Origin of the sequence: Kitasatospora aureofaciens (assembly GCF_001188955.3) — a bacterium.
Taxonomy (GTDB): domain Bacteria; phylum Actinomycetota; class Actinomycetes; order Streptomycetales; family Streptomycetaceae; genus Kitasatospora; species Kitasatospora aureofaciens.
Genome location: NZ_JPRF03000065.1, coordinates 89,533 through 114,663 on the forward strand (window position 1 = coordinate 89,533; position 25,131 = coordinate 114,663).

21 protein-coding genes and 1 pseudogene are annotated in these 25,131 nt (G+C 73.5%); 15 read left to right on the forward strand and 7 right to left on the reverse strand.

Translation table 11 applies throughout. From position 1 onward, the window contains the following. Positions 1–63 precede the first annotated feature (63 nt). Entirely contained in the window at positions 64–942 is an 879-nt protein-coding gene (locus HS99_RS33490) for a helix-turn-helix transcriptional regulator (RefSeq protein ID WP_030287644.1), read from the forward strand. A gap of 21 nt (positions 943–963) precedes the next feature. On the opposite strand, the gene HS99_RS33495 is transcribed toward HS99_RS33490, so the two are convergent. Together HS99_RS33495 and HS99_RS33500 are read right to left on the reverse strand one after the other, a co-directional pair. Next, positions 964–1,341: a hypothetical protein gene (locus HS99_RS33495; protein WP_043388503.1), complete on the reverse strand. Its 378-nt coding sequence runs from the start codon at positions 1,339–1,341 to the stop codon at positions 964–966. Further along, positions 1,338–1,895 carry a hypothetical protein gene (locus HS99_RS33500; protein WP_030553463.1) on the reverse strand — a complete coding sequence of 186 codons (558 nt, stop codon included), beginning with the start codon at positions 1,893–1,895 and terminating at the stop codon, positions 1,338–1,340. The genes HS99_RS33495 and HS99_RS33500 overlap by 4 nt, the downstream gene beginning before the upstream one ends. A gap of 134 nt (positions 1,896–2,029) precedes the next feature. On the opposite strand from HS99_RS33500, the gene HS99_RS33505 reads away from it, so the two are divergent. From HS99_RS33505 to HS99_RS33540, 8 genes are all read left to right on the forward strand, one after another. Then, positions 2,030–3,259, forward strand: coding sequence for a sensor histidine kinase (locus HS99_RS33505; protein WP_030553461.1), 1,230 nt, complete (start codon positions 2,030–2,032; stop codon positions 3,257–3,259). Then, complete coding sequence (locus HS99_RS33510) at positions 3,247–3,891, forward strand: response regulator (RefSeq protein ID WP_030553459.1); 645 nt, start codon at positions 3,247–3,249, stop codon at positions 3,889–3,891. Before HS99_RS33505 ends, HS99_RS33510 begins: the two co-directional genes overlap by 13 nt. After that, positions 3,888–4,661: a DUF4097 family beta strand repeat-containing protein gene (locus tag HS99_RS33515; RefSeq protein WP_050366800.1), complete on the forward strand. Its 774-nt coding sequence runs from the start codon at positions 3,888–3,890 to the stop codon at positions 4,659–4,661. The genes HS99_RS33510 and HS99_RS33515 overlap by 4 nt, the downstream gene beginning before the upstream one ends. A 66-nt stretch (positions 4,662–4,727) precedes the next feature. After that, a complete protein-coding gene (gene dusB, locus HS99_RS33520) occupies positions 4,728–5,933 on the forward strand; it encodes a tRNA dihydrouridine synthase DusB (RefSeq protein ID WP_267885550.1) in 1,206 nt (401 codons plus the stop codon). 563 nt (positions 5,934–6,496) lie between these two features. Then, the gene (gene ppdK, locus HS99_RS33525) at positions 6,497–9,205 is read left to right on the forward strand and encodes a pyruvate, phosphate dikinase (RefSeq protein WP_030287631.1); all 2,709 of its coding nucleotides are present in this window, start codon (positions 6,497–6,499) and stop codon (positions 9,203–9,205) included. A gap of 262 nt (positions 9,206–9,467) precedes the next feature. Beyond that, entirely contained in the window at positions 9,468–9,959 is a 492-nt protein-coding gene (locus HS99_RS33530; protein WP_030597940.1) for a ribonuclease, read from the forward strand. A gap of 81 nt (positions 9,960–10,040) precedes the next feature. Next, the gene (locus tag HS99_RS33535; protein ID WP_030287627.1) at positions 10,041–10,514 is read left to right on the forward strand and encodes a hypothetical protein; all 474 of its coding nucleotides are present in this window, start codon (positions 10,041–10,043) and stop codon (positions 10,512–10,514) included. Next, entirely contained in the window at positions 10,514–10,825 is a 312-nt protein-coding gene (locus tag HS99_RS33540; protein ID WP_030553453.1) for a transcriptional regulator, read from the forward strand. The genes HS99_RS33535 and HS99_RS33540 overlap by 1 nt, the downstream gene beginning before the upstream one ends. A gap of 13 nt (positions 10,826–10,838) precedes the next feature. On the opposite strand, the gene HS99_RS33545 is transcribed toward HS99_RS33540, so the two are convergent. Further along, complete coding sequence (locus HS99_RS33545) at positions 10,839–11,834, reverse strand: putative endonuclease domain-containing protein (RefSeq protein WP_030553451.1); 996 nt, start codon at positions 11,832–11,834, stop codon at positions 10,839–10,841. A 125-nt stretch (positions 11,835–11,959) separates the two neighbouring features. Between HS99_RS33545 and HS99_RS33550 the strand changes: the two genes are divergently transcribed. Then, positions 11,960–13,225 carry an ADP-ribosylglycohydrolase family protein gene (locus tag HS99_RS33550; RefSeq protein ID WP_063737965.1) on the forward strand — a complete coding sequence of 422 codons (1,266 nt, stop codon included), beginning with the start codon at positions 11,960–11,962 and terminating at the stop codon, positions 13,223–13,225. Here the strand turns inward: HS99_RS33550 and HS99_RS33555 are convergent. Next, positions 13,215–13,949 (reverse strand): GNAT family N-acetyltransferase, encoded by a 735-nt coding sequence (locus HS99_RS33555; protein WP_033348951.1) that lies wholly within the window; start codon positions 13,947–13,949, stop codon positions 13,215–13,217. The genes HS99_RS33550 and HS99_RS33555 overlap by 11 nt on opposite strands. A 678-nt stretch (positions 13,950–14,627) precedes the next feature. Between HS99_RS33555 and HS99_RS33560 the strand changes: the two genes are divergently transcribed. The 5 genes from HS99_RS33560 to HS99_RS33580 all read left to right on the forward strand — a co-directional run bounded on the left by HS99_RS33560 (position 14,628) and on the right by HS99_RS33580 (position 21,603). Continuing rightward, positions 14,628–15,572: a PAC2 family protein gene (locus HS99_RS33560; protein ID WP_030553448.1), complete on the forward strand. Its 945-nt coding sequence runs from the start codon at positions 14,628–14,630 to the stop codon at positions 15,570–15,572. 163 nt (positions 15,573–15,735) lie between these two features. Next, the gene (locus HS99_RS33565) at positions 15,736–16,746 is read left to right on the forward strand and encodes an SGNH/GDSL hydrolase family protein (protein WP_050366801.1); all 1,011 of its coding nucleotides are present in this window, start codon (positions 15,736–15,738) and stop codon (positions 16,744–16,746) included. A gap of 196 nt (positions 16,747–16,942) precedes the next feature. Continuing rightward, positions 16,943–18,253: a deoxyguanosinetriphosphate triphosphohydrolase gene (locus tag HS99_RS33570; protein ID WP_030553445.1), complete on the forward strand. Its 1,311-nt coding sequence runs from the start codon at positions 16,943–16,945 to the stop codon at positions 18,251–18,253. Positions 18,254–18,332: 79 nt separating this feature from the next. After that, the gene (gene dnaG, locus HS99_RS33575; protein ID WP_030553442.1) at positions 18,333–20,249 is read left to right on the forward strand and encodes a DNA primase; all 1,917 of its coding nucleotides are present in this window, start codon (positions 18,333–18,335) and stop codon (positions 20,247–20,249) included. 145 nt (positions 20,250–20,394) lie between these two features. Continuing rightward, the gene (locus HS99_RS33580; protein ID WP_078867500.1) at positions 20,395–21,603 is read left to right on the forward strand and encodes an RNA polymerase sigma factor; all 1,209 of its coding nucleotides are present in this window, start codon (positions 20,395–20,397) and stop codon (positions 21,601–21,603) included. Positions 21,604–21,610: 7 nt separating this feature from the next. Here the strand turns inward: HS99_RS33580 and HS99_RS33585 are convergent, their stop codons facing one another. The 3 genes and pseudogenes from HS99_RS33585 to HS99_RS33595 all read right to left on the reverse strand — a co-directional run bounded on the left by HS99_RS33585 (position 21,611) and on the right by HS99_RS33595 (position 24,977). Beyond that, positions 21,611–22,708 (reverse strand): helix-turn-helix domain-containing protein, encoded by a 1,098-nt coding sequence (locus HS99_RS33585; protein WP_030553440.1) that lies wholly within the window; start codon positions 22,706–22,708, stop codon positions 21,611–21,613. Between the two features lie 430 nt (positions 22,709–23,138). Next, positions 23,139–24,573: pseudogene (locus HS99_RS33590) on the reverse strand (FGGY family carbohydrate kinase). Positions 24,574–24,680: 107 nt separating this feature from the next. Beyond that, positions 24,681–24,977: a hypothetical protein gene (locus HS99_RS33595; protein ID WP_033349027.1), complete on the reverse strand. Its 297-nt coding sequence runs from the start codon at positions 24,975–24,977 to the stop codon at positions 24,681–24,683. Positions 24,978–25,131 lie beyond the last annotated feature (154 nt).

Below are 25,131 nucleotides of genomic sequence, written 5' to 3' on the forward strand. Positions count from 1 at the left end.
CCAGGTATAAGAAGTACCTGGCAACAGGCTGCGGCGTGCCGCATGCTGGGGAGCATGAGCCTGATGACCCCGGCCGCGCAAGCCCGTCCCGCTGTCGCCGGACCGCACCGCGGCACCCCGGACGAGGCCCGCCGACACGACCTGGCGGCGTTCCTGCGCAGCCGCCGCGAGCGCATCGCGCCCGAGCAGGTGGGCCTGCCGATGACCGGCCGCCGCCGTACGCCGGGGCTGCGCCGCGAGGAGGTGGCGCAGCTGGCCGCCGTCGGCGTGACCTGGTACACCTGGCTGGAACAGGGGCGGGACATCCAGGTGTCCGCCCAGGTGCTGGACGCGGTGGCCCGGGCGCTGTTGCTGGACCCGAGCGAGCGGGCGCACCTGTTCACCCTGGCCGGCGCGGAGGACCCGGCGCCGGTGACGGAGTGCCCCTCGGTGACCCCGAGCGTGCGCCTGGTGCTGGATCAGCTGGCGCCGTACCCGGCCGCGGTGGTCAACTCCCGCTACGACATCCTGGCGCACAACGCGCCGTACTCCGCGCTGGTCGGCGACCTCCGCGAACTGCCCGTCGAGGAGCGGAACCTGATGTGGCTGGCGTTCACCCCCTCGCGCTTCCGCGAGGTGCTGATCGACTACCGGACGGAACGGATCGGCATGGTGGCCCGGTTCCGCGCCGCGATGGCCGACCACTCCGCCGAGCCGGCCTGGAAGGCGCTGCTGGCCCGGCTGCGAAAGGCCTCGCCGGACTTCGAGGAGGAGTGGCAGCGGCACGAGGTGATGGGGCCGGGCAACGGGATCAAGCGCTTCCTGGTGCCGGGCGTGGGCCTGCTGCGCTGCAGCTACACCAACTTCTGGCTCGGTCCCCGGCTCGGCACGCGCCTGATCAGCTACACCCCGCTGGACGACGAGACCCGCGTCCTGATGGACGAGCTCCCGGCCCAGCGTTAAGCGTCGGAAGCTGTCCGGCGCTCAGCCGCGTATCGCCTCGCGCCCGAGCAGCACGCACACCGCCGCCAGCGGCAGTTCGACACAGCACGCCATCACCAGCGCGGCGAGCACCGCGTGCCCCGGCCCGGCGCAGGCGGTGTCGGCCAGTGCGTCCCCGGCCAGCAGCAGCGCCACCGCCCCGCCCAGCCAGGGGGCGGCGGCACTGCGCCGGCGCAGCAGCGCGTCCAGCGACAGCAGGGCGGCGAACTCCGCGAGGTCCAGCACCACCCACGGCGTCTCGTGGTTGACGGCCAGCAGCATCAGCCAGGGCAGCAGGGCGAAGGCCGCCAGCCGGGGCAGCTGCCGGAACCGCTCCGGCAGCGCGAACGCCGCTGCGCCGTGGAGGACGGCCGTGGTCATGCCGCACCCCCGACCGCCGCCGCCCGCCGGACCCGAACCCGCCGCTCCCGCACCCGCTGCAGCGCCAGCCGCTCGGCGCCGCCGCCCGCCGGGTGCTCGACCAGCACCGTGTCGTACGGCCCCTCGGCCCAGGCAAGCCAGAACACCCCGGCCACCGTGACCACCTCGGCCGCCGCCGCCCGGAACGTACGGAACGGCCGCCACCCGCCGGTGAACACCACCGAGGGAGTCGCGCCGTCGGCGGGCAGCAGCCCCCAGGCGAGCACGTGCGAACCGCGCCCGGCGGACGGGCTGCGCCGCGCGCCGTGCACCAGCTGCGGCGCGAGCCGGGCAGCGACCAGGACGTCGGCCAACTCGCCGTGCTGGTACAGCTCCAGCGCGGCCCGGCCGCGGCCGGGACCGACGCTGCGGACCGACCAGGGCCCGGCCCCGGTGGGCAGCGTCCCCTCCGGCCCCGGCGCCGGGCGAAGCGCGCCCCCGGGAACACCCCCGTGGTCCCCGGGGACGGGCCGCCCGTGCGGCGGAGTGGCGGAGTGCGATGCGGTGCTCGTCATGGCCCCAAGCCTTCCGCGGCGGGGGCCGCTTGTCGGTGGTGCTCCACACCGAATCGGGGGTGTAGCCAGATACACCCCCACCCGGCACCCCTCTTCATGGCGGTTCTTGATCACTACGTCCTACGCTGTCCGCCATGTCCTTCAGCCCCTCCACCACGTGGCGCCGAGCGCTCGCCAGGAGCCTGCGGCGCCCTCCGTGGTCGCCGGAGGCCTGGCGGGACGCGCGCTTCATAGCCGCCGGGATACCCCTGGCCCTTCCCGTCTGGGGGGCCGTCACCACATCGTCGCTGCTGTTCCCGGTCCTCGCTGTCGTGCTGGTCTGCACGCGCTGGCTCACCGGTGTCCAACGCAGCCGGTTGCGCGCCCTGTACGGAGTGGAGGTGCCGCCCCCCGGCAAGCCCGCGACGGTGCGGCTGCGCTGGCTGCGGATCGGTCTGAGCTGGCGTCAGATCACCTACCACCTGCTGGTGGGTCCGGCCCTGGCGGTCGGCGCGCTGGCCGTCGTCTACCTCTGGGGCGTCGCCCTGGCGCTGGCCACCCTGTACGCCTGGATCTGGCTGATGCCGCTCGAAGTCGGGCTGCGCGCCCAGCTGGCCGGCCTGGACGTGGCGCTCACCGTGATCGGCGTGCTGCTGCTGGTGGTGACGCCGTGGCTGGCGACGCTGACCGCCTGGCTCGAGGTCCGCTCGGCGCAGATCCTGCTCGGGCCCAACCGCGCCGAGGCGCTGGAGCGCCGGGTCGAGGAGATCGCCGAGTCCCGGGCGGGCCTGGTGGACGCGGTGGACGCCGAGCGCCGCCGGATCGAGCGCGACCTGCACGACGGCGCCCAGCAGCGCCTGACCTCCCTGGCGATGAACCTGGGCCTGGCCCGGCGCACCCTCAAGGACTGCCCGCCCGACGCCATGGAGGTGATCGTCGCCGCGCACGAGGAGGCGCAGGCGGCCATCGACGAGCTGCGCGACCTGGTCCGCGGTCTGCACCCGGCCGTGCTGGAGGACCGAGGCCTGGACGCGGCGCTGTCCGGCGTCGCCGCCCGCACCCCGTTGCCGGTCCGGCTGGACGTGGACCTGGCCGAGCGGATCGCCCCCACCGTCGAGGCGGTCGCCTACTTCACCATCTCCGAGGCGCTCACCAACGTCGCCAAGCATGCCCGCGCCTCCGCCGTCGACGTGTCCGTGCGGACTGCCGGCGGCAGGCTGCGCCTGGTCGTCACCGACGACGGCGTCGGCGGTGCGGACGCCTCGCGCGGCACCGGGCTGACCGGTTTGCGCAAGCGCGCCGCCTCGGTCGACGGCACGCTGTCCGTTCTCAGCCCCCTCGGGGGTCCCACCACCATCACCGTGGAGTTGCCGTGCGCGCTGTGATCGCCGAGGACTCGGTCCTGCTCAGGGTCGGCCTGGTCAAGGTTTTGGAGGCGGTGGGCTTCGAGGTCGTGGCCGCCGTCGGGGACGCCGACGAACTGCTGGCCGCGGTCGAGGAGCACCGCCCCGACGTGGTGGTCGCGGACGTCCGGATGCCCCCGGGCTTCCATGACGAGGGCGTCAAGGCCGCGATGGTGATCCGTCGGCAGTGGCCGGAGGTCGCCGTGCTGCTGCTCTCCCAGTTCGTGGAGGAGCGCTACGCCGCCGATCTGCTGGCTACCAACACCAGCGGCGTCGGCTACCTGCTCAAGCAGCGGGTGGCCAATGTGGACGACTTCCTCGACGCGCTGCAACGGGTCGCCGAGGGCGGCACCGCGCTGGACCCGGAGGTCGTCGCCCAGCTGCTGGTGCGTCGCAAGCAGGACCCACTGGAGAAGCTGACCCCGCGTGAGCGGGACGTCCTCGCGCTGATGGCGGAGGGCCGGTCCAACGCGGCCATAGCCGCCGCCCTGGTGGTCAGCGACAGCGCGGTGGCCAAGCACATCAACTCCATCTTCACCAAGCTGGACCTGCCGCCGGCCGACGACAACCACCGCCGGGTGATGGCGGTGCTGCGCTTCCTGGAGATCGCGTGAGCGCCCGGGCCGCCAAGGCGTGGCGGCTCACCGGGGTTCTCACCGTCGTGTTCGTGGTGGTCATGGGCGGCGCACAGGCCCTGGCCACGGTGGCCCGGCAGGACCGGACCGAGCAGCAGACGTACACCGCCTCCATTCACAAGCTGCAGCTCTCGACGAGCAGCGCGGCCGTGAAGATCAAGGCGGGTGCGGAGGACCGGGTCGTCATGCGCAAGAACCTCGACTGGACGGTCTCCGAGCCGCAGGTGCGTGCCGACTTCGTCGGCGACACGATGACCGTCGGCGTGACCTGTCGGCGTTCCCTCCCCTTCTTCAACTGCGGCGCCTCGATCGAGCTGGAGGTGCCGACCGGCACCTCGGTCTCCGGCTCGGTGACCTCGGGCGCGGTCGAGGTGAAGGACCTCACCGGCGAGGTGCGGCTGGACGGCACCTCCGGGGCGATCACACTGCGCAGGCTGACCGGACCGGTCTACGCGCACGCCACCTCCGGACAGGTGGAGGGGGAGGACCTCGCCTCGGACCGGGTGGACGCGGCCAGCACCTCGGGAGCGGTGGACCTGACCTTCTCGTCGGCACCGCAGGACGTCAAGGTGAGGACCGTCTCCGGCGGGGTGACCGTGTCTGTGCCGAAGGGCAGCCACTACCGGATCAACGGCCGGACGGGCTCGGGCAACAGCGACATCGACGCGGCCCTGGGCGACGCGGCGAGCACCAACACCCTGGATACCGAGGTCGGCTCGGGCTCACTGTGGATCGGCTACCGCTCCTGAGCCCGGCCGCTCACCCGGGTGGGGGACAATGGAGAGTCCCGTCCCCCTACCCGAGGTCAGCCGCGCATGACAGCCACGCCCGCACCCACCGCGCTCGAGACCGCGCCCGCGCCCGCGACCGCGACCGAGGCCGCGCCCGAGTTCGCGCCGCTGGACATCGGCCCGATCAAGGTGTGGCCGCCCGTCGTGCTGGCGCCGATGGCCGGCATCACCAACGCGCCGTTCCGCACCCTGTGCCGCGAGCAGAGCGGCGGCAAGGGCCTGTACGTCTCGGAGATGATCACCACCCGAGCCCTGGTCGAGCGCAACGCCAAGACCATGCAGCTGATCAAGTTCGACCCGAGCGAGAAGCCGCGCTCGATCCAGCTGTACGGGGTGGACCCGGTGACCGTCGGCAAGGCGGCCCGGATGATCGCGGACGAGGGGCTGGCCGACCACATCGACCTCAACTTCGGCTGCCCCGTCCCCAAGGTGACCCGCAAGGGCGGCGGCTCGGCGCTGCCGTACAAGCGCAACCTGCTGCGCGAGATCCTGCGCGAGGCCGTGGCCAACGCCGGCGACCTGCCGGTCACCATGAAGATGCGCAAGGGCATCGACGACGACCACCTCACCTACCTGGACGCGGGCCGGATCGGTGCCGAGGAGGGCGTGGCCGCGATCGCCCTGCACGGCCGCACCGCCGCCCAGCACTACGGGGGGACGGCCGACTGGTCGGCGATCGCCCGGCTGCGCGAGGCCGTCCCGGCGCACGTGCCGGTGCTGGGCAACGGGGACATCTGGTCGGCCGACGACGCGCTGCGGATGATGCGCGAGACCGGCTGCGACGGCGTCGTGGTGGGCCGCGGGTGCCTGGGGCGGCCGTGGTTGTTCAGGGACCTGGTGTCGATCTTCGAGGGGGACGTCGACTACGCCCGCCCCGACTTCGGCTACGTCGCCCGGGCGATGGTGCGCCACGCCCAGCTGCTCGGGGAGTGGCTGGGGGACGAGGCGCGCGGCGTGATCGACTTCCGCAAGCACGTCGCCTGGTACACCAAGGGCTTCTCGGTCGGCTCGGAGCTGCGGGTGAAGCTCGCGAACTCCTCCTCGCTGACCGAACTGGCCGAGACGCTGGCCCAGGTGGAGCAGACCCAGACGTGGCCGATCGGCGCGGACGGCCCCCGCGGGCGCACCAGCGGCAACGGTCGGGTGGTCCTGCCCGAGGGCTGGTTGGACGATCCGTACGACTGCGCCCGCCCGGGCGAGGATGCCGAATCGGACACCTCCGGCGGATGAGCTAGCCGTACTGGCAAAATGGCCCCTCCCGGGTCGCTGGCCACCCGGTCACAGCCATCTTGTCCATTCTGGACAAGATGGCTCCTTTTTGTCCTGCTGATGTGACTTGACGGGCACGGTTCACCACCGAGTGCGACGATTGGCGCAGCCGTCCTACGTCCGGGCCGAGAGGCGGGCTGGTGACGCTTGCCACACGAGGGTGCGGCTGACGGCCGGTCAGTGGACGAAATGGACAGGTGGCGTGTGAATCGCTTCCCGAAGCCGGTTCGACGCCGATCGGCCGATCCGGGTGCAGGAAATCAAGCCGGGGCAACGCGACCGACCCACGGTGGCTACCCAGCGTCCGGATCGCGCGATCTTCCGTTTCCTTGACTTCAAGACTTGAACGCGGACTCGCGTCAGGGGGACGATTTCACCAACAGAGGTGAACGCCTTTATGTGCATTCGATCTAGCGGGTTACCCCTCGGTACCGGCCTCGTGTGGCCTATTCAGGGCAGAGAAGTGCCTTCGAAATGGGTATGTTCTCCGGCGTCAGGGCAACCGCGTACGAGGAGACCGACCCGTGCCGTCCCAGCAGAAGTTTGTTTACTCCTTCACCGAAGGAAACAAGGACCTCAAGGATCTTCTTGGCGGCAAGGGCGCGAACCTGGCCGAGATGACCAACCTGGGGCTCCCCGTGCCTCCGGGGTTCACCATCACCACCGAGGCCTGCAAGGTCTTCCTGGACACGGGTAGCGAGCCCACCTCGCTGCACGAGGAGATCAGCGCCCACCTGGACGCCCTCGAGCAGGAGATGGGCAAGAAGCTTGGCCAGGCCGACAACCCGCTCCTGGTCTCCGTCCGTTCCGGTGCCAAGTTCTCCATGCCCGGCATGATGGACACCGTCCTCAACATCGGCCTCTCCGACACCTCGGTGGTCGGCCTCGCCGCTCAGTCGGGCAACGAGCGCTTCGCCTGGGACTCCTACCGCCGCCTGGTCCAGATGTTCGGCAAGACCGTGCTGGGCGTCGACGGCGAGCTGTTCGAGGAGGCCCTCGAAGAGGCCAAGCACGCCAAGGGCACCGTCAACGACCTGGACCTGGACGCTTCCGACCTCCGGGAACTGGTCGAGGTGTTCAAGGGAATCGTCGAGCGCGAGACCGGCCGGGCCTTCCCGCAGGACCCGCGCGAGCAGATGGACCTCGCCATCCACGCCGTCTTCCACTCCTGGAACGGCGACCGCGCCCGGCTGTACCGCCGCCAGGAGCGCATCCCGAACGACCTGGGCACCGCGGTCAACGTCTGCACCATGGTCTTCGGCAACCTCGGCGAGGACTCCGGCACCGGCGTCGCCTTCACCCGCGACCCCTCCACCGGCACCCAGGGCGTCTACGGCGACTACCTGTCCAACGCCCAGGGCGAGGACGTCGTCGCCGGCATCCGCAACACGCTGCAGCTGTCCGAGCTGGAGAAGCTCGACAAGAAGTCGTACGACGAGCTGATGGCGATCATGCAGACGCTGGAGAACCACTACCGCGACCTCTGCGACATCGAGTTCACCATCGAGCGCGGGAAGCTCTGGATGCTGCAGACCCGCGTGGGCAAGCGCACCGCCGCGGCCGCCTTCCGGATCGCCGTCCAGCTGGTCGACCAGGGCCTGATCGACCTGGACGAGGCCCTGATGCGCGTCACCGGCGGCCAGCTGGCCCAGCTGATGTTCCCGCGCTTCGCCCCGACCGCCGAGTCCAAGCAGATCGGCTGGGGCCTGGCGGCCTCGCCCGGCGCCGCGATCGGCAAGGTCGTCTTCGACTCCTACACCGCCGTCAAGTGGTCCCGCTCCGGCGAGAAGGTCATCCTGGTCCGCCGCGAGACCAACCCGGACGACCTGGACGGCATGATCGCAGCCGAGGGCATCCTCACCTCGCGCGGCGGCAAGACCTCGCACGCCGCCGTCGTCGCCCGCGGCATGGGCAAGACCTGTGTCTGCGGCGCCGAGGAGCTGGAGGTCGACACCAAGGGCCGCAAGTTCACCACCGCCGACGGCCTGGTGGTCCACGAGGGCGACGTCGTCTCGATCGACGGCGCCAGCGGCAAGGTCTACCTCGGCGAGGTACCCGTGCTGCCGTCCCCCGTGGTCGAGTACTTCGAGGGCACCCTGCACGCCGGCGCCGACGTCCAGGGCGGACTGGTCCAGGCCGTCCACCGGCTGATGTCGCACGCCGACGGCCGCCGCCGTCTCGCCGTGCGCGCCAACGCGGACAACGCCGAGGACGGCTCGCGCGCCCGCCGCTACGGCGCCCAGGGCATCGGCCTGTGCCGCACCGAGCACATGTTCCTCGGTGAGGAGCGCCGCAAGGAGGTCGAGCACCTGATCCTCGCGGACAACGACAAGGACCGCGAGCTCGCCCTCTCCACCCTGCTGCCGCTGCAGAAGGGCGACTTCCTGGAGCTCTTCCAGGCGATGGACGGCCTGCCCGTCACCGTCCGTCTGCTCGACCCGCCGCTGCACGAGTTCCTGCCCGACATCACCGAGCTGTCGGTGCGCGTCGCCCTCGCCGAGGCCCGCAAGGACCCGAACGAGAACGACCTGCGCCTGCTCCAGGCGGTGCACAAGCTGCACGAGCAGAACCCGATGCTGGGCCTGCGCGGCGTGCGCCTCGGCCTGGTCATCCCCGGCCTGTTCGGCATGCAGGTCCGGGCCATCGCCGAGGCCGCCGCCGAGCGCAAGCTGGCCGGAGGGGACCCGCGCCCCGAGGTGATGATCCCGCTGGTCGGCACCGTCCAGGAGCTGGAGCTGGTCCGCGACGAGTGCGAGCGGGTGCTCGCCGAGGTCGCCCGGTCCACCGGCGTCAAGCTGGACATCAAGCTCGGCACCATGATCGAGCTGCCGCGCGCCGCGGTGACCGCCGGTCAGATCGCCGAGGCCGCCGAGTTCTTCTCCTTCGGCACCAACGACCTGACCCAGACGGTCTGGGGCTTCTCCCGGGACGACGTGGAGGCCTCGTTCTTCACCGCCTACCTGGAGAAGGGCATCTTCGGGGTCTCCCCGTTCGAGACCATCGACCGCGACGGCGTCGGCTCGCTCGTCAAGCACGCCGTCGAGGCCGGCCGGGCCACCCGCCCCGACCTCAAGCTCGGCGTCTGCGGCGAGCACGGCGGCGACCCGGACTCGGTCCACTTCTTCCACGAGGTGGGGCTGGACTACGTCTCCTGCTCCCCCTTCCGCATCCCGGTGGCGCGCCTGGAGGCAGGCCGCGCCGCCATCGAGTCGGCGGGCAGCGACTCGCGCTGAGAGGGTAGGCATCCCCTACTCACGCGCGGGTACGACTGACCGCTTCCCCTCCCGTCGGGAGGGCGTACACCGGAGCTCGGCGCAGGAGAACCGGCGTACGTAACACGGCCGGGCGGGAACGGACAACGGCGTCCGTTCCCGCCCGGCCGTACGTCCTTGTGGTGTCGGTCGGGCGGTGCCCGTCGCGTGGTGCTCGTCGTGTGGTGTCCGTCATGTGTGGGACACGGCCGGCCGGGCGCGGGCGCCTGCCAAGCTGGACCGCATGACCAGAAGCAAGAGCCCGCTCGTCGTCGGGGCCGTCCTGATCCTGGCCGTGCTCGCCGGGGTTGGGTACCTGCTCGCCGGCAGGGGCGGCAGCACCCACCCCAAGGCCGCCGCGAGCTCCGCCGCCGCGGGCACCTCGGCCCCCAAATCCTCGGCTCCCAAGCCGTCCCCGCCCGCCGGCGGCGCCTGGACGCCCGCCGACCCGGCGCTGGCCGACGTCTGCCGCACCAAGCTGCCCAGCCAGGCCCAGGACACCCTCGCCCTGATCGCCAAGAACGGCCCCTACCCGTACAACCGGGACGGCGTCGTCTTCGAGAACCGCGAGAGCCGCCTGCCGAAGAAGGGCAACGGCTACTACCACGAGTTCACCGTGGTCACCCCCGGCTCCAACGACCGAGGCACCCGACGGGTCGTCACCGGCGGCTACGGCGAGCAGTACTGGTCCCCGGACCACTACGCGACCTTCCAGGAGATCGACCCGCGCTGCTGAGCGCTTGCCTCACAGAAAATACTTTCCAACCTGGAAAGGTCGTGGCACAGTGGAGCCACCGTCACTTTCCGAGGGGGAAACATGAGTGACTCCGCTCCCACCCCGCCGTCCGCCGCCGAGGCACTGCGCCTGGCCGACCGGGCCGGCGCGGCCGCCCGGCGCCCGGGCGAGCTGCCCCGCTGGTACGGGCCGGCCTTCGCCTTCGCCTTCGCCGCCTACGGCCTGGGGATCGGCCACGTCATCGAGACCGGGCAGATCGCCGTGATCGGCGGGCTCGCCGGCGGCTTCGCCGCCCTGACCGGTGGCCTCGCGCGCTTCGCCATGCGCAGCGACGGCATCGTCCGCCGGGGCATGCCGGACGGCATCGGCGGGCCGGTCGCGTCGGCGGTCCTCGCGGTCTGCGCCGCGTCGGGGGCCGCGATGGTGCTCGCCTGGTGGGCCGGCGGCGGCCCGCGCTGGATCGGCGGGACCGCCGGGCTGGCGGCGGGCCTGACCTTCTGGGCGGGCACCAGCCGGCTCAACCGCCGGGTCCGGCGGCTGCAGGAAGCCGGCTGATGCCCACTGCCCTCGACCCGCTGCTCCAGCACGCCACCCGGCTCACTGTGCTCGCCTTCCTCGGTGCCTGCCGGGAGGCCGAGTTCGCCGCCGTCCGGGACCACTGCGAGGTCTCCGACTCCGTCCTCAGCAAGGCCGCCACCGCGCTGGAGGAGGCCGGGTACCTGGTGGTGAAGAAGGGGTACGTCGGCAAGCGCCCGCGCACCTGGCTCGCCGCCACCCGCGAGGGCCGCGCCGCGCTCGCCGCCCACCTCGCCGAACTCCAGCGGCTGGTGGCCGCCGCCGAGGCGGCCGGGGCCCAGCACGCCTGACACTGCGGTGAGTTCACCGCGCCCGCCGCCAGCTGATCCGGCCGTGCGGGCCGTGCGGGCCGGTGGTGACCAGGGCGGTCAGCTCGTGCAGCACCGGCGCCGGGTCGCGCCGCAGCTGGGCCGGGGTGGCGCGCACCACCGGCAGGCCCGCGGCGGTCAGCCGGTTGGCGCGGGCCAGGCCGCGTTCGTGGTCGGACGGGCGCAGGTGGTAGGCGCGGGAGTCGATCTCCAGGGCCACGCAGGCGTGCGGCCAGTAGGCGTCCGGCGCGGCGAGGAACCGGCCGTCCAGGAAGAGCACCGGGTTCCACAGCGGTTCCGGCAGGCCCGCGTGGGCGAGCACCTCGCGGGCCTCGCCCTCCACCACCGAGCGCGCCCCGGCGGTCAGGTCCTCCACCGCCCGGGCCACCTGCGGCAGCGCCAGCGCCCCCGGCCGGGCGAGCAACTGGTCGAGCAGCTCGCCCAGTTCGCAGTGCCGACGCTGCACCGCCTCGGCGCACAGCGCCCGGAACCGGCGCTGCCCGGTCTCCTGCGGCGCCACGTCCGCCAGTGCCCGAGCGACTGTGGCGCTCCACAGCCCGTCGTCCCGCTGGAAGCCTCCCGGCATCGCCCCGGATGCCCGGTGCACCCGGACGAACTCCCGGTCGCCCACCCGGCGTTGGGTCGGAATCAGGACTTCGACCTCGGCCAGGTCGGCCGGGTGCCCGGCGCTCGGCAGCCCGGCCTCCGCCAGCACCGTGAACCCGGTCAGCAGCACCTCTCCGGGCTGCGGCTGCCGCCCTTTCGGGCTCGCGTACGCCAGGGCGGCCCGCAAGCGCTGATGGATCGTCAGTCGCCCGTTCTGCAGGCAGATCACCCGCGGCAGCACCTGCTGCCAGGGCCCGCCGGGCCGCAGCCGGTGGGCGATCGTGCCGGAGGGCACGCCGAGCCGGCGCAGCTGCGCCCGGGTGGCGATGTGCTGCTGGTCGGCGCCGAGCAGGGCGACGGGGTCGAGCGGGTTCGCGCAGGTCATACCCGGGTGCCTGCCCGCCCGGATCGGCGGTATGCGAAACGTCCCTCGCCGGGGGCTTCCCGGAACGGAGGTTGACGGAACGGAAGTTGACGGAACGGCCGCCGACCCGCTGAGCTTGGTCCCACATGATGACCGAACCCAACGGCCCGGCGCTCGACGCGCTCAACGGCCTCTCCGTCGGTGACGCCCTCGGCGCCCAGTTCTTCGTCCCGGAAACCGCCCGGGCCCACTTCACCGGCCGCACCGACCCGCCCGGCCCCTGGCCGTGGACCGACGACACCGAGATGGCCTGCTCGGTGTACGCCGCCCAGCGCGAACGCGGCACCATCGACACCTTCGACCTCACCCACGCCTTCGCCCTCCGCCACGACTTCGACCGCGGCTACGGCCCGGCCGCCAACCGGATGCTCCGGCTGATCCGCGAGGGCGGCGACGCCAAGGCCCTGGCCGCCGAACTCTTCGACGGCCAGGGCTCGTACGGCAACGGCGCCGCGATGCGGGTCGCCCCGCTGGGGGCGGCGTACGCGGACGACCTGGACGAGGTCGTCCGGCTGGCCGCCCGTACGGCGGTGATCACCCACACCCACCCGCAGGCCGTGGACGGCGCGATCGCCGTCGCGGTGGCGGCGGCGATCGCGGTGCGGGCCCGGACCGGGACCATGACGCCGGAGACGTTCCTGGGCGAGGTCGTCTTCCACACGCCGATCGGCGCGGTGCGCAACGGCGTGATCGAGGCGATCGCCCTGCTCGCCGAACCGGACCCGCTGGTCGCCGCGAAGGTCCTCGGCAACGGCAGTCGGACCTCAGCCGCCGACACCGTCCCGTACGCCCTCCGGTGCGCCGCCCGTCACCTGACCGACTACCGGGCGGCCGTATGGGAGGCGATCGCGCCCGGTGGCGACATGGACACCGTGGCCGCGATCACCGGGGGAGTCGTCGCCTCGTGCACCGGCACGCGCGGTATCCCGGCCGAGTGGATGGCCGCCCGCGAACCGCTGCCCGGCTGGGCGTTCCCGGAGCCGGGCGGCGTCACCGGCGGCCGGGGCCGCGCGGACATGCTGGTTCCGCGCTCGCATCCCGTCCCCGACGTGGAGTGGACCGACGAACAGTGGCAGCGCCTCCGGGCCGGGCGGCACACGGACACGCTGGACCACCGCTGGGCGGTGCACACCCACGAGGGTTCGGTCAGGATCTGCCGCCCCGGGGGCGGCCACCCGGTCTGGGAAGTGGCGGTCACCAGGATCCGTGGTGGCCGGCGTCCGGTTTCGGCGGTCGTCGAGACGAGCCACCACCGGTGGTCCGTGCTGCCCACGGACCCCCACGGCCTGACCACACTGAGCTGGATCCTGAGGACCGCCGCCACCGGCGAACGGTCCGCCCTCAGGCCGTGATCATCAGCTGCCCGGCGCCGCTGCCGCCCTGTCTAAGACACTCCTGGTTGATCGCCGGATCCGGGGCGCTCGGCGAGGTGGCGGCGGCGATCCGCAGCTCGATGATGTCCCGGACGGCGGGCCATTCGGAGTCCAGGATCGAGTAGAACGCGGTCGAGCGCACCACCCCGTCCAGCCCGCGCGAGTGCGCCCGGCGGACGCCCTCGGAGGTCGCGCCGAGCCGCTCGATGGCGGCCCGGGAGCGCAGGTTGCGGGCGTCGGCGCGCAGCGAGATCCGCTGCACGCCCCAGGTCTCGAAGGCGTGCCGGAGCATCAGCAGCTTGGCCTCGGTGTTGATGCCGGTGCCCTGGGCGCGCGGCGAGAGCCAGGTGTTGCCGATCTCCGCGGCGTCGGGGACGGCCGTCGCCGGATCACCGAACGGCACGCCGGGCGTGGGCGGCCACACCAGCGGGCCCTGCCAGTAGTCCAGTTCGAGGAACCGGGTGGAGCCGACCACCCGGCCGTCGGCGACGTTGACCGTCGCGAACGCCATCGACCGCCCCGCGGCCTGGTCGGCGAGGGCCCGCGCGACGTAGTCGCGGGCCGCTTCCAGGCCGTGCGGCACGGCGGTGAAGGCGTAGGTCGTACGGTCCTCGGCGCCGGCCTCGGCGATGGCCTCGGCGTGGTGCGCGGCGAGGGGCTCCAGCCGCACGGTGCGGCCGGTGAGGATGACAGGTACGGGCACGGAACCTTCGGTCCTTCATCGGTCGTAGGGCGCGGTCCGCGCCGGGGTGCGGCACGGGCTGCGGGGTGACTGGCTTCGCCCCGGCCCGGTTTCCGCCTCCGGGTACCCGTGCGCGCCGGAGGGCTTCCGGTCGGGCGGGGCGGGGGCGGCGGCCCGGAACGGGCGGCGCGTGGTGCCGGAACGGACACGGGTCCTCGGACCGGTCCGGCGGGGAGAGCGAGGGGACAGTGTGCGTCCGCGAAATGGCCGAGGAGGAAACGAGAGCGCGAAGGGAAGCAGGCGGCCAGGTGAAGGCAAGATGCGTCGTGGGTGGCTGTCCGAGCAGCGATCCGGGTCGTGGTCGACGGCGTTACGGACGACGTGACGACGACGCGACGATGCGAGGCAGCGAGAGGACGATACCCGCCAGAACGCGGTGCGTCACTTCGCGGCACGCGAATGGCGGTGCGGGCCGCCACCGCGTGCTCCGGACGGGGCGGTTGAACACCCGTGACCAGGGGCTTCTCCTCCGGGTGCGATCATGTTCCGGAGCGGCCGGCGACGGCTGCCGGCCGTGTCGTCGGGCGGGTCGCGCGCCGAGCGGTCGGCCGGAACGGGAATTCCGGCGCGGCCCGGCACGCTGGAGAGGACGAGAAGCCGGTCGGATCGGGACGAGCAGAGAACGGGGTTGGGTGCGCGGTGCGAGACTTCCAGGCGCTGTACGAGCTGGATGAGCGGGGCGTGGCCGCCGTGGCCGAGGCCAACGCGGAGCTGCGTGACACCGGCGCCGGCCTGGTGCTGCTCCACCACTTCGAGGGGTTCATGGACGCCGGCGAGGCCGGCGGCCAGGTGGTGGCCCACCTGTTGGAGACGGGTTCGCCGCAGGTGGTGGCCCGCTTCGACCACGACCGGCTGGTCGACTACCGGGCCCGCCGCCCCGCGATGGTCTTCGACCACGACCACTGGACGGCCTACGACCCGCCGGAGATCCTGCTCCAGCTGGTCCGCGACGCAGCCGGGGCCCCGTTCCTGCTGCTCAGCGGCCCCGAGCCGGACGTCGAGTGGGAGCGCTTCGCGCGCGCCGTCCGTGCGCTGGTCGAGCGCTTCGAGGTGCGGCTCAGCCTGGACTTCCACGGCATCCCGATGGGCGTGCCGCACACCCGCCCGGTCGGCCTGACGCCGCACGGCAACCGGCTCGACCTCGCGCCGGGCTACCCGCAGTGGTTCGAGCAGGCGCAGGTCCCGGGCAGTGCCCAGGCGCTGCTGGAGTACCGGCTGGCAGAGGCCGGGCACGACGTGCTGGGCTTCGCCGTGCACGTCCCGCACTACGTGGCCCGCTCGGCCTACCCGGCCGCCGCCGTGCTGATCCTGGAGGCGGTGCAGTCCGCCAGCGGGCTCGTCCTGCCCGGCACCCGGCTGCGCGAGCGGGTCGGCGAGGTGTACGCCGACATCGAGGAGCAGCTGGCCCAGGGGGACGGCGAGTTGCGCTCGGCGATCCGCGGCATGGAGGGCCAGTACGACGCGGTGGCGGGCGCCGAGGGTCGGGAGAGCCTGCTGGCCGAGCCGGTCGACCTGCCCTCGGCGGAGGAGCTGGGGCGCCGCTTCGAGGAGTTCCTGGCCGAGCACGAGCGCGGCGCGGAGTAGCGGGGTAGCGGGGGCGGGGTGGCGGAGTAGCGGTCCCGCTCCTCCCGGACGGGTGTGGCGCCGACGGGAGTCATCGGCGTCGCCCGTACGTTGGACACGGCGGTGCCCGGGGGACGGGCCGCCGTACGGAGCAGCCCGTGACTCGCACCCCCGGGGGGATGCCATGCCGAGGACCACACGCCCGGCCGTCGTCGTGACGGCCGGGCTCGCCGCCCTGCTGCTGGCCGGACTGGCCGGGTGCAGCGGCGGGGGCGGTGCGGACGGTTCGGACGGTTCGGACCGGGGTTTCGCTGGCGCGCTGCCGGGCCGCGCCCCGGCCGGTGCCACCCCGACGCCGACCCCCACCCCGCCCAGCGGCCCGTACGTGGCGCTCGGCGACTCCTACACCGCCGGGCCGAAGATCGCCCCCCAGGTCGGCGAGCCGGGCGGCTGCGGCCGCTCCGGGGTCAACTACCCCGCGCTGGTGGCGAAGGCGCTCGCCCTGGCGCCCGGGCAGTTCCGGGACGTCAGCTGCAGCGGCGCCCGCACCGGGGACCTGAAGGCGGTGCAGAAGACCGACGACGGGGCCAACCCGGCCCAGCTGGACGCGCTGACCCCGGCCACCCGGCTGGTCACCCTGGGCATCGGCGGGAACGACGCGGGCTTCATGCAGGTCATGACCGAGTGCGCCAAGGACACCCTGGTGGGCGCGGTGAAGGACCTGGTCGGCGGGAAGACCTCGGCCGCGCCCTGCCGGGAGCACTACGCCTCCGGCGGTGCCGACCAGCTGCAGGCCAGGGTGGACGAGGCCGGCGGCAAGGTCGCCGACGTCCTCCGGGAGATCAGGCGCCGTTCCCCGCAGGCCCGGGTGTACGTGGTCGGCTACCCGGCGCTGCTGCCGACCGACCCGGTGAGCTGCGGGCCGGTGCTGGGCACCACCATCGCGGCGGCGGACCTCGGCTTCCTCGCCGAGAAGGAGCGGCAGCTCAACGGGATGCTCAAGCAGCGCGCGGAGGCCGCCGGGGCGGTGTTCGTGGACACCGCCGGGCCGTCGGCCGGACACGACATGTGCGCGGGTGAGGACTCCCGCTGGATCGAGCCGCCGTTCCCGGCCCACGGGCTGACCCCGATCCACCCCAACGCCAAGGGGCAGGAGGCGGTGGCCGGCGTCGTGCTGAAGGCCGTCCGGGGCTGAGCGGGCCGGGTGGGCTGAGCGGGCCGGGTGGGGGCTGACCGGGTTGACCGGGCGGCTCCGGAAGGGGGCCGTTCGGGCACGAGTGGTTCGAGGCGGCCGACATCGGCGCGCCTCCCACGGTTCACGCCCCGGCCCGCACCCCTTCGCGCGCGGCACATCCCGCGTGTCGGCGGTGCGGCGTACCGTGAAGGGTCATATGGATGACACCACGCACCGCCTCGCCGCCCCGATCCCGTACGACCACGCCGCCGAGGCCCGCTGGGTCCCAGAACCGGACAAGCGTCCCGGCCGCACCGCCTTCCAGCGCGACCGCGCCCGGGTACTGCACTCCGCCGCACTGCGCCGACTGGCCGGCACCACCCAGGTGGTCGCCCCGATGCGCAGCGACTTCCCGCGCACCCGGCTCACCCACTCGCTGGAATGCGCCCAGGTCGGGCGGGAACTGGGCGCGGCCCTCGGTTGCGACCCGGACCTGGTGGAGACCGGCTGCCTGGCCCACGACATCGGCCACCCGCCCTTCGGCCACACCGGCGAGGAGGCCCTCGACCAGGCCGCCGAGGCCTGCGGCGGCTTCGAGGGCAACGCCCAGTCGCTGCGCATCCTGACCCGGCTCGAACCCAAGCGCTTCGCGCCCCAGGACGACCAGCCCGCCGCCCGGCTCGCCCCCTGGCCCGGCCGCAGCGTGGGCCTCAACCTGACCAGGGCCGCCCTGGACGCCGCCACCAAGTACCCGTGGACCAAGGGCGCCCACCCCGTCGACCCGGCCTCGCCCAAGTACGGCGTCTACGCCGACGACCTGCCGGTCTTCCGCTGGCTGCGGGCCGGCTCCCCGGCCGGCCGCAAGTGCTTCGAGGCCACCGTCATGGACTGGTCCGACGACGTGGCCTACTCCACCCACGACGTCGAGGACGGTCTCCAGGCCGGCCACATCGACCCGGCCGCGCTGCGCGCCCCCGGTGAGCGCGCCGAACTGTTCAAGGTCGCCGAGCGCTACGCCCCGGACGCCGAGCCGGAGGAGCTGGCCGCCGCGCTGGACCGGCTGCTCGCCCAGGACTGGTGGCCGCAGGCCTACGACGGCACGGCGCGTGCCCGGGCCGGTCTCAAGGACCTCACCAGCCAGCTGATCGGCCGCTTCTGCCTGGCCGCCGAGCAGGCCACCCGGGCCCGCTACGGCCCCGGCCGGCTCACCCGCTACGCCGCCGAGCTGGTGGTGCCGAGGGGCGTCCGGCTGGAGTGCGCGGTGCTCAAGGCGGTGGCCGTCCGCTTCGTCATGATGCGCGACGAGCAGGCCCAGCTGCGGGCCCGCCAGCGGATCGTGATCGCCGAGCTGGCGTACGTCCTGACCCAGCGCGCCCCCGACGGGCTGGACCCGGTGTTCGCCGCGATGTACCACGAGGCTGAGGACGACCGCGCGGCCCTCCGCACGGTCGTCGACCAGATCGCCACCCTGACGGATGCCTCGGCCCTCGCCCTGCACGCCAAACTGGTCGGCGCCGCCTGGGCGTAGCCCGCGGGCCGGACCCCGGCCCCGGACCCCGGCCCGGACGGCCGGCTCGAAACCCCGGCCGCCCCAGTAGACTTCCGGGGTGGCCGGGCGGATCAGGGACGAAGACGTACAGGCGGTGCGCAGCGCACTGCCGATCGACGCGGTGGTCGGCGACTACGTACAGCTCACCAACGGTGGCGGCGGCGAGTACAAGGGCGTCTGCCCCTTCCACGACGAGAAGTCCGCCTCCTTCTACGTCAACCCGGCCAAGGGCGTCTTCCACTGCTTCGGCTGCCAGGAGAACGGCGACACCATCGCCTTCCTGATGAAGATCGAGCACTTCACCTTCGCCGAGGCCGTCGAGCGGATGGCCGCCCAGGCCGGCATCACCCTGCGCTACGAGGAGGGCGGCTACAGCCCCCGCCACCAGCAGGGCGAGCGCACCCGCCTGGTCGAGGCGCACAAGGTGGCGGCGGCCTGGTACCAGGAGCAGCTGGCCTCGCCGGAGGCGGAGATCGGCCGCCGGTTCCTGGCGGAGCGCGGCTTCGACGAGGAGGCCGCCAAGACCTTCGGCGTCGGCTACGCCCCCGCGGGGTGGGAGCACCTGGTCCGCTTCCTGCGCGGCAAGGGCTTCACCGACAAGGAGATCCTCCAGGGCGGCCTGGCCTCGCAGGGCCAGCGCGGTGGCCTGATCGACCGCTTCCGGGGCCGGCTGGTCTGGCCGATCCGGGACATCGCGGGCGAGGTGGTCGGCTTCGGCGCCCGCCGGCTGCGCGAGGACGACAACGGCCCGAAGTACCTGAACACCCCCGAGACGCCCATCTACAAGAAGTCCCACGTGCTGTACGGGATCGACCTGGCGAAGAAGGAGATCGCCAGGTCGGGCCGCGCGGTGGTGGTCGAGGGCTACACCGACGTGATGGCCTGCCACCTGGCCGGGGTCACCTCGGCGGTGGCCACCTGCGGCACCGCCTTCGCCGAGGACCACATCAAGATCATCCGCCGGCTGCTGATGGACACCTCCCAGTACCGGGGCGAGACGGTCTTCACCTTCGACGGCGACGCGGCCGGCCAGAAGGCCGCGCTGCGCGCCTTCGAGGACGACCAGAAGTTCGCCGCCAAGACCTCCATCGCGGTTAGCCCGGGCGGCATGGACCCGTGCGAGCTGCGCCTGGCCCAGGGCGACGAGGCGGTCCGGCAGCTGATCGACAACCCGGTCCCGCTGTTCGAGTTCGCGCTGAACACGGCGGTCTCCAAGCACCGGGTCGAGACGCCCGAGGGGCAGGCCGCGGCCATGGAGGAGGCGGCCCTGATCGTCGCCAAGATCAAGGACCCGTCGATCCGGCACGGCTACGCGATCCGGCTGGCCGGCATGCTCGGCGTCAACCCCGGCGACGAGCAGTTCGTGGTCCGCCGGATCTCCCAGCTGGCCCGCTGGGAGCGGGAGAAGCAGCAGAGCCCCCGCGGCAACGGCCAGCAGCGGCGCACCGAGCAGCCCGTCGCGGCGGCCCGCCCCGCCCAGCCCGCGTTCCGGCTCAACCCGCGCGACCCGGCCCAGTTCGTCGAGCGCGAGCTGCTCAAGCTGGCGCTCCAGTACCCGGACCTGGTCAGCCCGGCCTTCGACCACTACGGCGACGACGAGTTCCCGACCCCGCCGTACACCGTCGTCCGGCAGGCCATCGCCAAGGCCGGCGGCGCCGCGTACGGGGCGACCCTGCCCGACTTCACCAGCGCGGTGCGCGAGGCGGCCCCGGACGACCAGGTGCGCTCGCTGGTGACCGAGCTGACCGTCGAGCCGGTGCGCTCGCTCCGCAAGGCGGACGCGGTCTACGCGGGCGAGTTCCTGGTGAAGCTGCGCCTGTTGGCCGTCGACCGCCGGATCGCCGAGGTCCGCGGCTACCTCCAGCGGCTCGGCCCCCGGGCCGACGCGGAGCAGCTGCACGCGGTGCAGACCGAGCTGTGGCAGCTCCAGCAGTACGGGCAGCAGCTCCGCAGCCGGGGCGCGGCGGCGCTGTAGCCCCGGTGGGCCCGGGGAGCCCTGGAAGTCCTGCGCAGAAAGTCGGCGCACGAGTCTCGGCCACGGAGCGTGGCGTACCGCACACTGGAGGGCGTCCCACCTCCGTACAACGCGGGTCCACCAGAGTCGCGCCCGCCCCGAGGGGATGCCCGTGGACCGAGGCCTTGCCGCAGCGACCACCGCCACCAGACGAACCGATCCCACCGGACCGCCGGCCCGGGAGCAGGAGACGGACCACGGCCGGGCCGGGGCCGCGTCGCCGGGCGGCGCGCGGATCCCCGCCCAGGGGCTGCCGGAGGGCCACCCCGACAGCCGGGGACCGGAGACCGACCCCGAGGCCGAGCATGCGCCCGAGCCGGAGCCGGAGCATGCGGCCGAGCCGGACGTCGAGCCGGAGGCCGATGACGGCGGCGACGGACCGCCCGAACCCGCCGGGGGCGATGGCCCGGCAGCCGACCTGCTGCGCCAGTACCTGCGCGAGATCGGCCGGATCCGGCTCCTCACCGCCGCCGAGGAGGTCGAGCTGGCCCGCCGGATCGAGGCAGGCCTGTTCGCCGAGGAGCGGCTGGACGGTGATCCACCGCCGTCCGACCCGCTGGCCCGGGAGCTGGACACCCTGGTGGTCCTCGGCCGGACCGCCAAGCGCCGACTGATCGAGGCGAACCTGCGGCTGGTGGTGTCCATCGCAAAGCGCTACGTCGGCCGCGGACTGACCCTGCTCGACCTGGTCCAGGAGGGCAACCTCGGCCTGATCCGGGCGGTGGAGAAGTTCGACTACGCCCGCGGCTACAAGTTCTCGACGTACGCGACCTGGTGGATCCGGCAGGCGATGAGCCGGGCGCTGGCCGACCAGGCCCGGACGATCCGGGTGCCGGTGCACGTGGTCGAGCTGATCAACCGGGTGGTCCGGGTGCAGCGCACCCTGCTGCAGGAACGCGGCCTGGAACCGACCCCGGCCGACATCGCCACCGCCCTGGAACTCACCGAGGTGCGGGTGCGCGAACTGCTCCGGCTGGCCCAGGAGCCGATCTCGCTGCACACCCCGGTCGGTGAGGAGGACGACGTCGCGCTCGGCGACCTGATCGAGGACGCCGACGCCGCCTCGCCCGCCGAGTCCGCGACCTTGCTGCTGCTGCGCCAGCACCTGGACGCGGTGCTGGCCACCCTGGGCGAGCGCGAGCGCCAGGTCGTCCAGCTCCGCTACGGCCTGGACGACGGCCGCCCGCGCACCCTGGAGGAGATCGGCGCGGTGTTCGGCGTGACGAGGGAGCGGATCCGTCAGATCGAGTCCAAGACGCTGGTCAAGCTGCGCGACCACGCCTACTCCGCCCAGCTGCGCGGCTACCTCGACTAGAGGGGATTCACGGGGCCGACGGGCTGGGTGACGGCTGATCGGTGGGCGGAGCCTGCGACGGCGGGGCCGAGTCGCTCGGCGTCGCCGCCCCGGCCCCGGCGCCCGGGGGAGGAGAGGCGGGGCCGATCGGGATCGGGGTGGAGGCCACCACCGAGGCCAGGTCGGTGACGGTCGAGGTGCAGTCGTGACCGGCGGGCTGGGAGCCGCAGACCTGGAAGCCGACCGAGGGGTCGGCCGCGTTGAGCATCGCCGAGTAGTTGTCGTAGCCCCAGTGGATCATCGCGGTCTCGCTGTCCCCGGTGCTGTCGGTGATCACCGCGTAGTCCTTGGGCTCGCCCTCGGTGATCGCCGCCCAGGCGGCCTGGCAGGTCCGGCTGTACCGGAGGTAGACGACGACCTTGCCGATCACCTGGGTCTGCAGCGTCCGGGCGTCCTTGCCGCAGCCGGTGGTCTTGGGGTCCTTGTGGGCGCAGCCGACGGCCCGGCAGGGCGGGTCGGAGGGGGCGGGCTTGGCGGTGGCCGGGGTGGCGGTCGCGGCCGGTGCGTCGGCCGCCGAGGCCTGGTCGTCGTGCCGGCTGACCCGCAGGCCGACCAGCACCAGCAGCAGCCCCAGCAGCACCGCTCCGGAGACCAGCGCCGCCGGGCGCCGCCACCACGCGACAGCGGCCTCGGGAGCCTCCTCGGCCGTCGGCACCGGTTCACCGGCGGGCTCGGCCGCCGTCCGGGCCGACGGTCCTTCGACGGTCTCAGCAGTGGGCTCGTCAGTGGTGGGCTCCTCGGCGTGGGCCACTTCCGCGTCGGCCACCTCGGCGCCGGCCACCTCGGCGCCGGCCACCTCGGGGGTGCGTTCCGTCGCCCGCCGCCACAGCCGCCGCAGCGCCGCCGCGTCGCAGTCCACCGCCCTGATCAGCGCCTCCAGCGCCTGCTCGGTGACCACCCGCTTGCCGTTCAGCCAGCGCTCCCAGGAGGCTCGGCTGTAGTGGGTGCGGCCGGCCAGCTCGGACAGCGAGAGTCCGGCGGTGTCCTTGATCGTCCGGAGTTCCTCCGCCAGCAGCCGTGCGGGCTCTGACAGCTCCTCGGGCAGGTCCTTCCAGGCGGAAGCCAATACTCGACCCTCCATGACTCGCGAGACGGGACGACGGTGGACGGGGCGGGAGGGTGCGCGCGCCCGGTCCGGCCGTTCGGTGTCTCCCCTTCTCCAACCCCAGCGGCCCGGCGTCCCAAACTCCAGGTCATGGCGTTGGGACGGACGGAAGTGTCTCACAACCCCCCGAACCGTCGACCAGTCACCTGTCCGTCGTGCAGAGTTCTTCTCGCCGGTGCGTTCCGCCGCCCCGGCCGCTTCGTTCGGGCCCGGCCGGTTCGGCCGTGCCGGCCCGACACGAGGTCCCGGACACCCCCACCGGTCGGGGCAGCCTCGCGGGGGGAGGCTGCCCCGACCGACCGGGACCACTCGGCGGGAGGGCGCTTCCTCTGCGCCCTCCCGCCGCGGCATTTCCGGGCCGCCCTACGGCCTTCCGGCCGTCGGCGGCCCGCTACGCGGAGGCCGCCTCCGGGTGGACCTGGTCCCGGGCGGCGCGGTACTGCTGGCGCACCGCCGAACCGATCGCCAGGTCCTGCTCGCCGCCGGGTTCGACCGTCTCGGCATCCGGCAGCTCCCACTCCGGCGGCTCCGCGGTGCCCGCCAGCGCCCAGGCGGCCTGCCGGGCGGCGCCGCGGGCGGCGTGGGCGCCGCGGGGGCACCACGACCGGGACGCCGAACAGCATCGGGGCGGCGTGCCGTACGGCCGGCAGCCGGCCGGCCGCGCCGAGCAGGAACACCCGCTTGATCTCGACGCCCTGGGCGCGCAGCACGTCCAGAGCGTCGGCGGTGTTGCACAGCATGCCCTCGACGGCGGCCCTGGCCAGGTGCTGAGGGGTCATCGCCTCGGCCCGCAGACCGGTCAGGGTGCCGGCGGCGTGCGGCAGCGCGGGGGTGCGCTCGCCGTCCAGGTAGGGGAGCAGCACCAGGCCGTAGGCGCCGGGGGAGGAGTGCAGGGCGAGGTCGCTCAGGCCGTCCAGGTCCGTGCCCAGCAGGGCGGCGGTGGAGCGCAGCACCTGGGCGGCGTTGAGGGTGGCGACCATCGGCAGGTGGCGGCCGCTCGCGTCGGCGAAGGAGGAGACCAGGCCGGAGGCGTCCACCACGGCCTTCTCGTGCACCGCGAAGATCGTCCCGGCGCTGCCAAGCGAGACCACCGCGTCGCCCGGGCGGAGGCCGAGGCCCAGGGCGGCGGCCATGTTGTCGCCGGTGCCGGCCGAGATCAGCAGGCCTTCGGGGGTGTGCCCGGCGGGTTCGGCGGGGCCGAGCACGTCCGGCAGCCTGAGCTCGTGGCCGAGCGCAAGCTCGACCAGGTCCTGCCGGTACTCGCCGGTGATCGGGGACCAGTAGCCGGTGCCGGAGGCGTCACCGCGGTCGGTGGTGCGGCGCTTGGGGTGGCCGAGCAGCTGCCACACCAGCCAGTCGTGCGGCAGCAGCACCTCGGCGACCCGGCGGGCGTTGACGGGCTCGAACTCGGCCAGCCAGCGCAGCTTGGCGATGGTGTACGTCGGGCTGGGCACCGCGCCGATCGCGGCGGTCCAGGCGGCCGGTCCGCCGAGGGCGTCCAGCAGCTTGGCGGCGGCGCCGCCGGAGCGCGGGTCGTTCCACAGGATCGCGGGCCGGACCAGCACCCCGCCCGCGTCGAGGCCGATCATGCCGTGCTGCTGCGCGCTGACGCCGATCGCCCGGACGCCCTCCAGCAGGCCGCCGGCCGCGGCGTCGCCGAGCGAGTGCAGCCAGACCTGCGGGTCGGTCTCGCCGGGGCGGAGGCCCTGGTCCTCGGGGACGGGGTGCGGCGCCTTGCCGGAGCGGAGGACGGCGCCGGTGTCGGTGTCGCACGCGACGATCCTGGTGCGGTTGGTCGAGCTGTCTATCCCCGCGACGATGGCCATGTCGAGATCATGCCTCAGCCCGGCCCGGTACGCGTCCGGGCCGGGTGAGCCGTTGCCGGTTCGGGACCCCGCGTTGGGGTCTCCTTTGCTCTGGCCTCACCGCCCCGTCACGGGCGGAAGGTACCCCAGCCGTCGTCCTCCGTCCGGGACCGGCTGAAGTACGGCACCCGGTCGGTGACCGCGTTCGGCAGTCGGTCCCCGACCCGGTCCGCGACGGCGCCGGCCGCCTTCCCGGCCACCGCGCCGGCCTGCTGCCGCGCCCGGTCGGCCGCTCCCTGGACCGCGGGGTTCCGGGCGATCTGCCGGGTGACCTTGCTGATCTGTTCGTAGCGCTGGCGCCCGGCCCGCGAGCCGAGGACGTAGCCGGCCGCGAAACCCACAGCCAACGACAGCTTCCACATGATCGGACCCACCCTCTCCTGGCGGCCTTCTGCCGCATTGCCCTACCCGTTGCTCGGGACGGTGAACCGTCCGCCTTCCCCAGCATCCCCGGGTGTCGTCGGGGGCGCGCGCGGGGCACGCCGGACCGGCGGTCCGGGGCGGCCGGGGAAAGCGATT

Bases quoted from the DNA above. Each gene is read 5' to 3' on its own strand.
- HS99_RS33490 (WP_030287644.1), top strand. From the start codon at position 64: ATGACCCCGGCCGCGCAAGCCCGTCCCGCTGTCGCCGGACCGCACCGC.
- HS99_RS33500 (WP_030553463.1), bottom strand. From the start codon at position 1,895: ATGACGAGCACCGCATCGCACTCCGCCACTCCGCCGCACGGGCGGCCC.
- HS99_RS33570 (WP_030553445.1), top strand. From the start codon at position 16,943: ATGGATGACACCACGCACCGCCTCGCCGCCCCGATCCCGTACGACCAC.
- HS99_RS33580 (WP_078867500.1), top strand. From the start codon at position 20,395: ATGCCCGTGGACCGAGGCCTTGCCGCAGCGACCACCGCCACCAGACGA.
- HS99_RS33530 (WP_030597940.1), top strand. From the start codon at position 9,468: ATGACCAGAAGCAAGAGCCCGCTCGTCGTCGGGGCCGTCCTGATCCTG.
- HS99_RS33545 (WP_030553451.1), bottom strand. From the start codon at position 11,834: ATGACCTGCGCGAACCCGCTCGACCCCGTCGCCCTGCTCGGCGCCGAC.
- HS99_RS33565 (WP_050366801.1), top strand. From the start codon at position 15,736: ATGCCGAGGACCACACGCCCGGCCGTCGTCGTGACGGCCGGGCTCGCC.
- HS99_RS33540 (WP_030553453.1), top strand. From the start codon at position 10,514: ATGCCCACTGCCCTCGACCCGCTGCTCCAGCACGCCACCCGGCTCACT.
- HS99_RS33505 (WP_030553461.1), top strand. From the start codon at position 2,030: ATGTCCTTCAGCCCCTCCACCACGTGGCGCCGAGCGCTCGCCAGGAGC.
- HS99_RS33535 (WP_030287627.1), top strand. From the start codon at position 10,041: ATGAGTGACTCCGCTCCCACCCCGCCGTCCGCCGCCGAGGCACTGCGC.
- HS99_RS33550 (WP_063737965.1), top strand. From the start codon at position 11,960: ATGATGACCGAACCCAACGGCCCGGCGCTCGACGCGCTCAACGGCCTC.
- HS99_RS33495 (WP_043388503.1), bottom strand. From the start codon at position 1,341: ATGACCACGGCCGTCCTCCACGGCGCAGCGGCGTTCGCGCTGCCGGAG.
- dusB (WP_267885550.1), top strand. From the start codon at position 4,728: ATGACAGCCACGCCCGCACCCACCGCGCTCGAGACCGCGCCCGCGCCC.